We start from the raw sequence: 12,812 nt of genomic DNA on the forward strand, positions 1-12,812 counted from the left end.
GGTTTCAGGGTCAGCTGGTGTCTTCACAGGGGCCGAGCCGGAAACCTACACCATGCACCGTCTCGATGGCATCGCCGCATCCGGCCGCGGCAAGCTTGGCGCGGATGTTGCGAATATGACTGTCGATCGTACGATCCGAAACGTGAATATTGTCCTTGTAGGCCTTCTCCAGAATACGTTCCCGCGAATAGACAATCTTGGGCCGGTCCATCAGCGCGGACAGGATTTCAAACTCGATGGCCGTCAGGCTGATCTCGGTGTCCTGGACCCGGACCTGCCGTTCTTCCTTTTCCAGCGCAAGAAGGCCGTGTTTGCGCAGAGGGGTCTCCGCTGCGTGGGCCGTCTGCGGCGCCCCGTACCGCTTCAGGATGACGCCGACCCTTGCAATCAGTTCCCTCGGACTGAAAGGTTTGGTGACGTAGTCGTCGGCTCCGAGTTCGAGCCCGATGATCCGGTCGATTTCATCGTCGCGCGCCGACAGGAACAGGATCGGCACTTCGGATCTTTTCCTGATCTCCCGGCACACGTCCAGGCCGTCCATCTCCGGCAACCCGATGTCCAGGATGATCAGAGCGGGGGCATGAAGTGCTGCCTTGTCGAGCGCGTCCTTGCCGTCGGTCGCGATCTCGTGGTGATAGGATGCCTTTTGGAGCGCGAAGCAGATCACCTCGCGGATATTCGGATCATCATCGACGACAAGAATGGTTTTTGACTGCAATGGACCGGTCCGGACGTGAGAGTTCCCGCACAGGGTGCGGATGTGTCTGCGTATATGACTATCAACGCAGGGAGTTAAAAAACAACCGGGGCCGTTTCATGTTTCCAGCCACCAGCCGTCTCTGCGCAAGGAACGGGGCAGCGAGGTGTCGACCCTAGCCGTCATGAACAAAAGCGTGCTGCGGGAGGGATTGCGGACGGTATCCGGCGGCATTCGCATCAACCGGCTGATCCTGGCTGGCAAGAAACGCACAAGGAAAGGCATCTGAATTGTTCTCCTGACAAGAGGGACTCTAGGGTACGGACCCATAAATGAGACCGAAATGGTTTGAGGCGGATCGCTTCTCCTCAAGGAGCGGAAGCGCAGGAAATGTGTTTCATTTTCGAGCCTTTCGCGACGCCGGGGAGGCGCGATCCGGTCAAATCCGAAGGACATGGAAATGGCTTCACCCCGTGTTGTCAGCGTGCTTGACCGGGCAGAAAGCCCGCTCCGCACACCCTTCCTAACGGGATCTCGCCATTTCCCATGCCATTTCAGTCTCATTTATGAGTCCGTACCCTAGCCCTTTTGCCGGAGACCCTTGCAGTCCGGTATCAGTCCCTGTGCAGATTTTGCGCAGTTTCGGCATCGCGGACTGTCATGCCGGGATTGCAGGCACTGCTGTCCGGTTTAACTCGGAATTGATCCAGCGACGTGATCTCAGCCTATGAGCTTGTCATTCCGGCTGAAGCGCAGCGGAAGGCCGGAACCCAGTAACCACCGGACTTTCCGTCTTGTTTCAGTCTCCGGCCGCAAAGGGTACTGGGTCCCGGTCTTGCCGCTTTCACGGCAAACCGGGACGACAAATCGGGGGAACAATTCCGTATCCCGATTTGGCGCCGCACGGAACTATGCCGCTTTCTCAACGACATAAGTTCGACGTTACTTTCTAAACCGGACAGCAATGGATTGCAGGCAGCCGGTGCCGGTTCCGGCACAGGCGCTGGTCTGCAACGCGGTGCTCAGGCGGCAAGGCCGGTGGTCTTGAGCAGCACGAAGCCCGGAAACAGGACGAGCGACGACAGGGTCAGAAGCATGCCGATCGCACGTCCAATGCCGAACCCCGTGGTGACGATCGTTGCATAGTGGACAAGACGTCCGAGCAGGAGCGCGGTCCCGCCGGCCCACAGCAGCATGTGCGGTGCACCGGCAAGTTCCGCAGCCGCCATCGCGAGCAGGGCGATCGGCACGGTCTCGGTGAAGTTCCCATGCGCGCGCATCCGCTGAAGCAGGACACTGTCGCCGCCGTCCATGAACTGGACGTCGGTCTGGAGCCTGCGAAGTCCGACGGCGACTGTCATCGGGATCTGTATCAGTGCGAAAACGGCAACGAAAACGATTGTGACGGGCAGCGCGGAAATGATTTCCATTGTTGGGCTCTCCCATTTCTGGAGCATCGGAGGATACGGCCGGCGGTTGCACAACGCAGGCGCACCGCCGGCTGTCTGAAAAGATCTTGTCGGGGATCAGCTCTCGGCCGGTGCTTCATAGGTGATGAGCGCGATGACCCCGCCGACCGGATCGATCAGCGTTGCCATCCGCCCGACACCGGGAACGGTCATGGGGTCTCCGGCAATGGTCGCGCCCAGTGCCTTGGCCTTTTCCACCCGTGCATCCACATCATCCACGGTGACGTAGGGCAACCAGCGCGGCGCCTCGGCTGCCATGGGCGGAAATCCGCCGATCTTGTCATCGCCGTTTGCAATGACCGTGTAGGTCATGCCCGGCATTTCCATGTCTTCCAGGCCCCAGCCGAGGAGACCGGTGTAAAATTCCTTCGCCTTTGCGCCGTCACCGCTGTGAAGTTCCATCCAGCTGAATGCGCCATGGGTTTGCATCGGATTGCTCATGTCTTCCATCCTCAAGGTTCATGATCTGCCTGGACGGGCCAGGTGATCGGAGGACGCGGGAGACTTGTCAGATCCGACAGGGGAAGACAAAAAACAAAGTGGAAAATCGCACCGGGCGATTATCTAAGAAGATCGCTGAGCCGGTTTTCAAGATGGCGCTTCTCGGTATCGGTTCCCGCGAGATCAAGGGCCCTTTGGTATGTCAGTTGCGCTTCTTTCAGACGGCCGGTGTCACGCAGAAAAGACGCCTTTACGGCAAAAAATCCGGCATATCGTTCAAGCGGAACCACGAGTTGGTCCAGAAGTGCGAGTGCTGCATCCGGGCCTTGCAGTCTTGCGATGACGACCGTGCGGTTCAGTGACACGACAGGCGACGGATGGATGATTTCCAGAGCGCGGTAGAGCCGGTCCAGTTCCAGCCAGTCGGTTTCCTCGTAACTGGGCGAACGTGCATGGGTTGCCGCAATGGCGGCTTCGATCTGGAGAGGTCCGGGAGTTCCCTTGCGCAGGGCGGCTTCCAGGAGAACCGTGCCTTCGGCAATGTTTCGTCGATCCCACTTGGTCCGGTCCTGATGTTCGAGCGTGATCGCCGCCCCGTCGTCTGATATGCGCGCGTGCCGGCGGGAATGCTGGATGAGGCAGAGCGCCAGAAGCCCGCGCAACTCGGGTTCTTCCGGATAGAGGCGGACGAGAAGGCGTGAAAGGCGAATGGCTTCCTCGCACAAGGTGACCCGAATGAGCGAAGACCCCTTCGAGGCAGAGTAGCCCTCGTTGAACAGAAGATAGACTGCGTTGGCGACGGCTGAAAACCGCTCGGCGCGGCCTTTTTCATCCGGTTCCTCGTAGCGGAGTTTTGCAGCTTGCAGACGTTTTTTCGCACGCGTGATCCGTTGCTCCATCGTCTTGGGCTGTATGAGAAAGGCCCGCGCGATCTCGTCGACCGACAGTCCGGCAACGATCTTCAAGGCAAGAGCAATCTGCTGGTCCCGCCGCAGAACAGGGTGGCAGCAGGTAAAAAGCAACCTCAGGAACTCATCCCTGTAAACCGAACGGTCCAGCGATGCCGTCAGCTCGTCTTCCGGATTCGCATCGTCGTAGTGAGCCTCCAGATCTTCCGGCGAAGCCAGGGTTTCGCGCCGCTTCTTGCGAAGGGCATCTATGCCGGCATTCCGGCCGGCAACGATCAGCCACGCGGTCGGATCTTTGGGGAGCGCGTCCCGCTGCCACGTTCTGTGTGCCTTGAGCGAGGCCTCCTGAAAGGCGTCTTCTGCAAGATCGATATCGCCAAGGACCCGGTTCAGGGCCGCCAGCGCGCGCGGGCGGGCCGCCCTAAGATGCGTCGATAACCAGGCGTTCGCCATTCTTGAAATCGGCTCCCTCGAAATATTCCACCGGACGCACCTCGACCCGACCATATTCGAGAGGCAGCAGTTTCACCGTGTCGATGGCGTCTTCGAGCGATGCGCAATCGATGAGATAAAATCCCATGAACTGCTCCTTCGTCTCCGCGAACGGGCCGTCGGTCACCAGGTAGCCGTCGTTCTCCTTGTTGACGGTCACGGCGGTCCCGGTCGACATCAGCTTGGTTGCGGCTGCAAAGCTTTTGCTCGTCTTGGTGTGTTCGTGAAAGGCGCGATGGTGGCTCATGATCTCGGCATGCTCCTCCGGCGAAACGGCATCCATGATATCTTCGCTGGCATAAATCAGCACGGAAAACAGCATCTTTTTGGTCTCCGGGGTTATGGGATCGATGACCGAGGAACGTTCCGGCCCGAGCATATCCGACACCAGGCGATTAAGAAAATTGTCTGCGGCAAAGCGAGGGAAAACTGGCCTGCAAAACGAAAAAAGCGATGTTACTCAATTACATCGCTAAAATTTGCAAGGTTCTCCAACCCCAAGGAATATGCATTACTTTCCGCAGCGTTCTTTGTGGGAGAACTTCGATGCGTACCGCTACCCTTGCAATTCTGGCCTGCTTTTCCGTGGCTTCAGTGCCCTCGGCGCAGGAGTTCGACGTCAACGAGGACCAACTCCAGGACGTTTACCCCGGCGAAGCCTATTCGCCATATGCGGGCCGCAACTTTCCGGAGCATCCGCTGTGGGGCGACACGCATTTGCATACGGGTCAATCCATGGATGCGGGCGGGTTCGGTGCGCGGCTGACGCAGGAACAGGCCTGGCGCTTTGCGCGCGGCGAGGAAATCACCGCGTCATCCGGGCAGCCTGTGCGCCTTTACCGGCCCCTGGACTGGCTCGTGATTACCGAACACTCGGACGGTATGGGCCTGATCACGGACATCCTGGACGCCTCGCCGAACGTGACCAAATACGAGCAGGGCCGAAAGTGGTCGGAGGGCTACAGGGCCGGCGGACAGGAAGCGGTGGCCGCGACCCTCGACCTGATCACGCAGTTCAGCCAGGGTCAGGTCAACCCGGAGCTCTTTGCCCAGTACCAGCCGGGCGCGCGCCGGTTTGCATCAATCTGGTCTGACAATGTCAGAACGGCGGACGCCTTCAACGAACCGGGGCGGTTTTCGGCTCTGATCGGTTTCGAATGGACCTCGCTCGACAAGGGCAACAACCTGCACCGCAACGTGATTTTCCGCGATGGAGCGGAAAGGGCCGGGCAGGTCGTGCCCTTCACCATGACACCGCCCTTCGGAAGTCCCGATCCGCTCGATCTCTACGAGTGGATGCAGACTTACGAGGAGAGGACCAACGGTGCCGTGCTTGCGCTGGCGCATAACGGCAACCTCTCCAACGGCGTCATGTTCCCGATCGACAAGCAGTTCACAGGCAAGGCGCTGGACCAGGGTTATGTAGAAAAGCGCGCCAAGTGGGAGCCGCTTTACGAGATCACCCAGATCAAAGGGGATGGTGAGGCGCATCCGTTCCTGTCCCCGAACGACGAGTTTGCGGACTACTACAACTGGGATGCCGGCAATCTCGACCTGTCCACCGCGAAGACCAACGACATGCTTGCGGGCGAATACGCGCGCGAAGCACTCAAGAACGGCTTCCTGCTCGAGGAAAAATTCGGAACGAACCCTTACAAGTTCGGCTTTTCCGGCGCCACCGACAGTCACACGGGACTGGCGACGTTCGAGGAGGAAAACTTCTTCGGCAAGCACACCGGCTACGAGCCCTCGCCGGAACGCATGACCCACCCGTTCGTGAAGACCGAGAACGGCGAGCTTTTTGCCTGGCAGATGGTGTCGTCCGGCATCACGGGCGTGTGGGCGGAAGAAAACACGCGCGAATCCATCTTCGACGCGATGCAGCGCAAGGAAGTCTATGCAACGACCGGTCCGCGCATCATGGTGCGTCTGTTCGGCGGCTGGGAATTCACCGACCAGGACATGCAGACCCGCAATCCGGCCTTGCTCGGATATCGCAAGGGCGTGCCCATGGGCGGCGACCTGATGCCGAAACCGGACGCGGCGGAGGCACCGTCCTTCATGGTCTATGCGCTGCGCGACGCGGTCGGGGCGAACCTCGACCGGATCCAGATCGTCAAGGGCTGGCTGGATGCCGACGGCAACACGCAGGAAAAGGTCTATGACGTGGCCTGGTCGGATGACCGCCAGCCGGGAAGCGACGGCAAGCTGCCTCCCGTCGGCAACACCGTCGACGTTGCGAGCGCAAGCTGGACCAACTCGATTGGGGCCTCGGAATTGGCGACGATCTGGACCGATCCGGATTTCGATCCGGCCGAGCGGGCCTTCTACTATGCCCGTGTCCTGGAGATCCCGACACCGCCCTGGTACGTCTACGATGCATTCCGCTACGGTGTCGGCATCCCCGAAGGCGCACCGACGGCGCAGCAGGAACGGGCCTACACCTCTCCGATCTGGTTCACGCCGGAATCGTGATCATGCAGCAGCCGGGCCTGGCTCTCCTTGAGGCATGTCGTTGCGGCGCATTTTGCTCAGGGTATGATGAGACCGGCTGGGCCGTTTCGGCCCCGCCAGACCCGGTCACAGACAGGAGAGCCCCTGCATGAAACTCAAAGATACGATTTTCCCGGTGATCATGCTCCTGGCACTGTTCGGCATGATCGTGATGGCGTTCAATCTTCCGGTCGGAATGGGGACGAAGCAGCTCGGTGTCCTCGTGTTCGGAGCCATCCTTGTTTTCGGCGTCTTCAACCTCGCGCTGGTGTTTCTGGACAGCGTCAAGAAAAAAGGGCCGTGAGGCGGGCAGCCCACGAAGGTGACCTGCATGCGCCACGCGATCATGCGATTTCGTCCGCTTCGGCGATTTGAAAGAGGGTCGGTCCTTTTCAACTGCGTGGCAGCCACGTGGGCCGCGGTCTTCTGGGCGGGCAGTGCTGCTGCCTGCTCCTTCCACAATTACGTTCCGGCCCGTACGGCGGTCGACTGGGTGTTGACCGGACAGGCCGCTGTGCTTGCGCGGCCCGATCCTGAAAACCGGTTTTCCTACAAGGTCACGCAGGTCTTGCGCGGGGACGCCGGGATAGAGGCTCCACCGTTTCTGATAGACAGCGCCACGCGTGCGAAACTGGTTCAAAACCGGAATGACACCGTCCTTTTCGGCATGACCGCAGCCGGATCCTGGGTCCGGATTGCCTATGTGAAGAAAGACTATCGGACAGCGCTCGACGAGGTTGTTGCCAAGGCGCGGGCATGGCGCGACCAGGACTACCATCCTGAACGGATCGAGCGTTTTTCGGAATATCTCGGACATCCGGATCCCGAGCTGAGCAAGCTGGCCCTGCTGGAGATCGACCGCGCACCCTATGCGCTCCTTCGCCGGCTCAACCCAGAGGTTCCGGTCGCGTATCTGACGGACCTGCTGCGCTCGCGCGAGGCCTATGCATACCGGCCCATTGTGGCTCTTCTTCTGGGGCTGCACAGGTCGGCCGAAGCGCAAAGCTTCATCCGCGACTTTGTCGACCGGTCTCTGGATTGGGAGTGGGCGGAACACCTGGGACCGTTCGCGACAGCGCTCATAGAACAGGAAGGCGTAAACGGAATTGCCAGGCTCGAACCGTTTCTGACCGACCCCGGGCAGCCCTTGGAAAAACTGGAATCCATTGTCGAGGCAATGGCGATACATCACGGTGCCGGTCCGCCCGCCATCCGCGAAGCGGTGTTCGATGTCCTGACAGCATTCGCCGGAAATCGTCCGGGAGGGTCCGTTCTGATCGCCCGGCAGTTTTCGCAAAGGCGGAACTGGGCGTTCGGTGCCAGCCTCGAGCCGTTCCTTGAAACCGGCGGAAACCTGTCATCGGGCGGCAAGCTGGTCGTGGCGGCCTATGTTGCGCAGGCGCGCGTAAACCACAGACAAACGGAACCGGGCAAAGCATCGGTGCAATGAGACATATGGGGTTGGTGAAAGTTCAGTGATGTCCGGTCTTCGTCAGCTTTACCGTCAGCCGCTGCTGCATTTTCTGCTGCTCGGCGCGCTCATCTTCGCCGCCTATGGCCTTGTTGCGCCGGGCTCGGAGACCGAGCCCGAACAGGCGGGTGAAGACATTATTGTGACGCAGCAGCAGATTGATCGGCTGATTGAGGAATACCACGCCACATGGCAGCGCCCACCGGGGCCCGACGAGAAAGAGGCGCTTATCGACGGATTTATCCGCGAGGAAATCCTGGTTCGCGAAGCGCTCCGGCTGGGTCTGGACCAGGGAGACACGGTCATTCGCCGTCGCCTTGCGCAGAAAATGCACTTCCTCGCGACTTCCGCCGCCCGTTCACAGCAACCGGCGGAACAGGATCTGAAGGACTTCTACGCGGCCAACGAGGCATATTACCGCCGGCCCGGACGCATCGCCTTTGAGCAGGTTTTTCTCGGTCCGGCCGTGGATGAGGAACTCGTTGAGGAACTCCGGGAGAGCCTGCGAACGGGAGCGAACCCGGAACAGCTGGGCAAACGCACGCTGTTGCCGTTCCGGGTGCGCCTTTCCGAAAAGGCGCGGATCGAGGGCCTCCTCGGCGAGGGGGCTTTCGAACGGTTGGAGGTGCTGCCGCTCAACGAGTGGCAGGGTCCCGTCAAGTCCGGATATGGCGCGCATCTTGTGCGCGTCACCGAGTACCAGCCGCCGGACCTGCTTTCCTTCGACACCGTCAGGGAAGATGTCGTGACCGACTGGACGCAGAAGAGGGCACAGGACATCAGGGCGGACGCGCTTGAAGCCATGCGGCAACGCTATCGTGTTGTCCTGCCGGAGGCTGAACGATGATCCGGCGGATCTCCCTGGTCCTTGGTCTGCTGTTCGTCTTCTTCGGCGCGCAAACTGCAGCTCACGGTCATGCCCTCCAGCCGGGATACGCGTCGCTGGAACAGGTTGGAGACAACACGTGGCAGGTCTATTGGCGCAAGCCCGATATCTCCGGGCGGCCCATGCCGATTGACCTGTCGCTTCCTGCCGGATGTGCGCCGCAGACGGGACCTCTCGCAACCGCGCGGGAAGGGGCCTGGGAGGCATCTTGGACCGCCGTTTGCGACGGGCCATTTGCAGGCGGCACCGTATCCATTCCGGGGCTTGAGAAAACCCGGACGGATGTTCTCGTGCGGATTTCGCCCCTGGAAAGCACGACGGTCTCGCTTCGGCTGACCGCGGCCGAACCCTCCGCGATTGTGCCCGCAAATCCGAGTTCGCTTGACGTCTTTACCGCCTATGTCGGCCTCGGTTTCGAGCACATCCTTGAAGGATGGGACCACCTGTTGTTCCTGTTTGCGTTGCTGGTGCTTATCCGGGACTTCTGGCGGCTGGTCGGCGCCGTGACCGCGTTCACCGTCGCGCACAGCCTGACGCTTGCGGCCGCGACGCTCGGCTGGATTGCCTTGCCGCCCGCGCCGGTCGAGGCAGTGATTGCCCTGTCGATCGTCTTCCTGGCAAGCGAAATCGCGCTCAGCGGGAATGGCCGTGCACGGCTGTCCCAATCGGCTCCCTGGCTGGTGACCTTTGCCTTCGGTCTCCTGCACGGCCTCGGCTTTGCGGGCGCCTTGAAGGAGATCGGCCTGCCGCAGTCGGACATCCCGCTCGCCCTGCTTGCCTTCAATGTCGGTGTGGAAGCCGGCCAGCTTGCATTCGTCGTGGCGGCCCTGGCTGTGCTGACGCTGATTTCCAGGCTGCTACTGAAAGGACCGCTGCTGGCCTACCGGCCTGCCAGCCTGTTCATGGCCTACGCGATCGGCAGTGTCTCAAGCTTCTGGCTGATCGAGCGGATCATGTCCTTCGGACCTGCTTGACCGGACGGCCGCAAAGCTGGCTCAGGAGAGCCAGCCATCCTTTTTCAGGGCCTGATAGGTGTCATCCAGGGTCTTTTCCGCCGTCTTGACGAGGACGTCGGCTTCTTCGTGGCTGAGCACCAGCGGCGGCGAAATGATCATGCTGTCGCGGACAGCGCGCATCACCATGCCGTTCTGGAACGAGATGTCACGGCAGATCGTGCCGACCGTGCCCACGTCCGGGAACGCCTTTTTCAGATCGGCTTTGTCCGGCACGAGTTCCAGGGCGCCCATCAGCCCGGTCATGCGGGCTTCACCGACAAGCGGATGGTCGCCAAGCCTGCGCCAGCGTTCCTGAAGAAAGGGTCCGATATCGGATTTGACGCGGTCTACCAGGCCCTCGCGCTCGATGATCTCAAGATTGGCAAGCGCGGCGGCCGCACAGACCGGATGGCCGGAATAGGTGTAGCCGTGGTTGAAATCGTCGCCCGCATTCATCAGACCTTCCGCGACGCGGTCTGACACGAGAACGCCGCCCATCGGCAGGTACCCGGACGTGAGGCCCTTCGCGATTGGCATCAGGTCCGGTTTCATGCCGAAATAGGTGGACCCGAACCACTCACCGAGACGTCCGAAGCCGCAGATCACTTCGTCGGAGACAAACAGGATCTCCCGTTCCTCAAGGATCCGGCGCACTTCCGGCCAGTAAGTTTCCGGCGGAATGATCACGCCGCCCGCACCCTGGATCGGTTCTGCGATGAACGCGCCGACATTGTCCTCGCCGATGTCGTCGATCGCCTCTTCCAGCTTGCGTGCTGCATGGTGCCCGAAGTCCTCCGGGCTCATGTCCTGGCCTTCACCGAACCAGTAGGGCTGGTCGATGTGGTGGACGCCCACCACCGGCAGGTCGCCCTGTGCATGCATCGCCTTCATGCCGCCCAGGCTTGTGCCGGCAAGGGTTGAGCCGTGATAGCCGTTCCAGCGGCCGATGATCACCTTCTTGTCCGGCTTGCCCATCTTGTCCCAGTACGTGCGGACCATGCGGAAGACCGTGTCATTGGCTTCCGAACCCGATGAGCAATAAAAGACGGTGTTGATGTGCTCGGGCGCGAGCTGCGCCAGCTTTTCCGACAGCGCGATTGCCGGCGGGTGGGTCGTCTTGAAGAACGTGTTGTAATAGGCAAGCTCGTTCATCTGGCGATAGACGGCATCGGCGATTTCGGTGCGCCCGTGGCCCACCTGGACGCACCAGAGGCCTGCCATTCCGTCGAGGATCTTCTTGCCGTCGGAATCCGTGATCCAGACGCCATTGGCCGACGTGACGATGCGGCTGCCTTCCGCGTTCAGGGACTTCATGTCCGAGAACGGGTGCCAGTGATGGGCGGCATCGATCTCCTGCAGGGCCTTTGTCGGGTAGATGTTGGAATGGGCCGTCATGGCATGAACTCCGGAAAATGGGGAACGGATCAGACGTTGAGCAGGAGGTATTCCCGCTCCCAGGCACTGATCACGGACATGAAGGTTTCGAATTCTTCGTATTTGATCGCTCGGTACGTGGCGACGAACGTCTCGCCGAACACCTCGATCATCTCTTCGGAATTCTCGAACTGGGCAACCGCTTCCGGCAGGCCGCGCGGCAGCGATTTCGCAAGCTCCGTGCAATCGTCACTCCGGGGCGCGTCCGGTTTCAGTTCGTTGACGATGCCGAGATATCCGCAGGCAAGGCTGGCGGCAATCGAGAGATAGGGATTGGCGTCGGATCCCGGAATCCGGTTTTCAAGCCGCCGTGCCTCGGGACTGGAATAGGGAACCCGCAAACCCACGGTCCTGTTGTCGTAACCCCAGTAGACATTCACCGGCGACGTCGATGTCTTGGAAAACCGGCGGTAGGAATTCACGAAAGGCGCCATGATGCAGGTCACCTTGGGCAGGTAGACCTGATGCCCGGCGATGAAGGACAGGAACGCCGGGGTCTCTTCACCGTTTTCGCCGGCGAAGATGTTCTGCCCCGTTTCCCTGTCGATCACCGACTGGTGGATATGCATCGCCGAGCCTGGCTGGTGTGACATCGGCTTGGACATGAAGGTGGCGTACATGTCGTGCCGGAGGGCGGCTTCGCGGATCGTGCGCTTGAACAGGAAGACCTGGTCTGCAAGGGCGAGCGGATTGCCGTGACGCAGGTTGATTTCCATCTGCGCGGCGCCTTCCTCGTGGATCAGCGTGTCGATCTCCAGCCCCTGTTGTTCGGACAGGTCGTAGATATCGTCGATGAGTTCGTCGAACTCGTTCAGGGCGGAAATGGAATAGGACTGGCGTCCGACTTCGGGCCGGCCCGAGCGGCCCGTCGGTGGTTCGAGCGGGTAGTCCGGATCGGTGTTCGGCCGCACCAGGTAAAACTCGATTTCAGGTGCGATGACCGGTTTCCAGCCCTTGTCCTCGTAAAGCTTCAAAATGCGTTTCAGAACGTTGCGGGGCGCGGTCTCGACCGGGGCACCCTGGCGCGTATAGGCGTCGTGGATGAGCTGGGCGGTCGGATCGCTCTCCCACGGGACCGAGGTCAGCGTGCTGTAATCCGCCCGGAAATAGAGATCGCCGTCGGTCGGGTTGTGCTGGAAACGGTCGTCGTCGTCGGGATAGTCGCCGGAAATCGTCTGCGCGAAGATGGACGCGGGCATGGTCATCACGGGTCCGGAGAAGAACTTCTCCACCGGCATCATCTTGCCGCGTGCGACGCCCGCGATATCGGGAACGATGCACTCGATGTCCTCGATGTTGCGCGCATGCAGCCACTCGCGCGCCGCATCGCCGTCGGGCACGCCGCGCAAACTCTCGGCTGCATTGGGACGGGTGTTGGTCGGCGTCTGATCACTCACGAGAGGCTCCGGGGTCTTTTCAAGGTCTGGCAGGTTGGCCTGGGTCGGGACTTTCACACCGGCAAAGTGGACGTCGGCTGAGGTCCCATTTGCACCGGTGTGGTTATTTTGTGATCACAAAATGGCATG

At 60.7% G+C, this 12,812-nt stretch carries 12 protein-coding genes; 5 read left to right on the plus strand and 7 right to left on the minus strand.

Annotation, left to right across the window (positions count from 1 at the left end):
- Positions 1-10 precede the first annotated feature (10 nt).
- The 5 genes from ACO07N_RS13415 to ACO07N_RS13435 form a co-directional block, all read right to left on the minus strand.
- A complete protein-coding gene (locus ACO07N_RS13415) occupies positions 11-718 on the minus strand; it encodes a response regulator (protein WP_421981498.1) in 708 nt (235 codons plus the stop codon).
- Positions 719-1,719: 1,001 nt separating this feature from the next.
- On the minus strand, positions 1,720-2,127 hold the full coding sequence (locus ACO07N_RS13420; RefSeq protein WP_421981499.1) for an MAPEG family protein: 408 nt from the start codon (positions 2,125-2,127) through the stop codon (positions 1,720-1,722).
- Between the two features lie 96 nt (positions 2,128-2,223).
- The gene (locus tag ACO07N_RS13425; RefSeq protein WP_421981500.1) at positions 2,224-2,607 is read right to left on the minus strand and encodes a VOC family protein; all 384 of its coding nucleotides are present in this window, start codon (positions 2,605-2,607) and stop codon (positions 2,224-2,226) included.
- Positions 2,608-2,726: 119 nt separating this feature from the next.
- Positions 2,727-3,968, minus strand: a complete 1,242-nt coding sequence (locus tag ACO07N_RS13430; protein ID WP_421981501.1) for an RNA polymerase sigma factor — start codon at positions 3,966-3,968, stop codon at positions 2,727-2,729.
- Positions 3,937-4,329 (minus strand): YciI family protein, encoded by a 393-nt coding sequence (locus tag ACO07N_RS13435; RefSeq protein ID WP_421981502.1) that lies wholly within the window; start codon positions 4,327-4,329, stop codon positions 3,937-3,939. Before ACO07N_RS13435 ends, ACO07N_RS13430 begins: the two co-directional genes overlap by 32 nt.
- Before the next feature lie 224 nt (positions 4,330-4,553).
- Between ACO07N_RS13435 and ACO07N_RS13440 the strand changes: the two genes are divergently transcribed.
- The 5 genes from ACO07N_RS13440 (at position 4,554) to ACO07N_RS13460 (ending at position 9,831) form a co-directional block, all read left to right on the plus strand.
- Positions 4,554-6,482: a DUF3604 domain-containing protein gene (locus tag ACO07N_RS13440; protein WP_421981503.1), complete on the plus strand. Its 1,929-nt coding sequence runs from the start codon at positions 4,554-4,556 to the stop codon at positions 6,480-6,482.
- A 127-nt stretch (positions 6,483-6,609) separates the two neighbouring features.
- On the plus strand, positions 6,610-6,804 hold the full coding sequence (locus ACO07N_RS13445) for a hypothetical protein (protein ID WP_421981504.1): 195 nt from the start codon (positions 6,610-6,612) through the stop codon (positions 6,802-6,804).
- Between the two features lie 96 nt (positions 6,805-6,900).
- A complete protein-coding gene (locus tag ACO07N_RS13450) occupies positions 6,901-7,950 on the plus strand; it encodes a hypothetical protein (protein WP_421981505.1) in 1,050 nt (349 codons plus the stop codon).
- Between the two features lie 28 nt (positions 7,951-7,978).
- Positions 7,979-8,818, plus strand: a complete 840-nt coding sequence (locus ACO07N_RS13455; RefSeq protein ID WP_421981506.1) for a peptidyl-prolyl cis-trans isomerase — start codon at positions 7,979-7,981, stop codon at positions 8,816-8,818.
- Positions 8,815-9,831, plus strand: coding sequence for a HupE/UreJ family protein (locus ACO07N_RS13460; protein ID WP_421981507.1), 1,017 nt, complete (start codon positions 8,815-8,817; stop codon positions 9,829-9,831). Before ACO07N_RS13455 ends, ACO07N_RS13460 begins: the two co-directional genes overlap by 4 nt.
- A 21-nt stretch (positions 9,832-9,852) precedes the next feature.
- Here ACO07N_RS13460 and ACO07N_RS13465 read toward each other — a convergent pair whose 3' ends face one another.
- On the minus strand, positions 9,853-11,247 hold the full coding sequence (locus tag ACO07N_RS13465; RefSeq protein WP_421981508.1) for an aspartate aminotransferase family protein: 1,395 nt from the start codon (positions 11,245-11,247) through the stop codon (positions 9,853-9,855).
- Between the two features lie 29 nt (positions 11,248-11,276).
- Complete coding sequence (locus ACO07N_RS13470; RefSeq protein ID WP_421981509.1) at positions 11,277-12,683, minus strand: glutamine synthetase family protein; 1,407 nt, start codon at positions 12,681-12,683, stop codon at positions 11,277-11,279.
- Positions 12,684-12,812 lie beyond the last annotated feature (129 nt).

Origin of the sequence: Roseibium sp. (genome assembly GCF_965229775.1) — a bacterium.
Lineage (GTDB): Bacteria > Pseudomonadota > Alphaproteobacteria > Rhizobiales > Stappiaceae > Roseibium.

Excerpts from the sequence above, each read along its gene's own strand:
- ACO07N_RS13420 (WP_421981499.1), bottom strand. The coding sequence starts at position 2,127 with ATGGAAATCATTTCCGCGCTGCCCGTCACAATCGTTTTCGTTGCCGTT.
- ACO07N_RS13425 (WP_421981500.1), bottom strand. The coding sequence starts at position 2,607 with ATGAGCAATCCGATGCAAACCCATGGCGCATTCAGCTGGATGGAACTT.
- ACO07N_RS13430 (WP_421981501.1), bottom strand. The coding sequence starts at position 3,968 with ATGGCGAACGCCTGGTTATCGACGCATCTTAGGGCGGCCCGCCCGCGC.
- ACO07N_RS13435 (WP_421981502.1), bottom strand. The coding sequence starts at position 4,329 with ATGCTGTTTTCCGTGCTGATTTATGCCAGCGAAGATATCATGGATGCC.
- ACO07N_RS13440 (WP_421981503.1), top strand. The coding sequence starts at position 4,554 with ATGCGTACCGCTACCCTTGCAATTCTGGCCTGCTTTTCCGTGGCTTCA.
- ACO07N_RS13445 (WP_421981504.1), top strand. The coding sequence starts at position 6,610 with ATGAAACTCAAAGATACGATTTTCCCGGTGATCATGCTCCTGGCACTG.
- ACO07N_RS13455 (WP_421981506.1), top strand. The coding sequence starts at position 7,979 with ATGTCCGGTCTTCGTCAGCTTTACCGTCAGCCGCTGCTGCATTTTCTG.
- ACO07N_RS13460 (WP_421981507.1), top strand. The coding sequence starts at position 8,815 with ATGATCCGGCGGATCTCCCTGGTCCTTGGTCTGCTGTTCGTCTTCTTC.
- ACO07N_RS13465 (WP_421981508.1), bottom strand. The coding sequence starts at position 11,247 with ATGACGGCCCATTCCAACATCTACCCGACAAAGGCCCTGCAGGAGATC.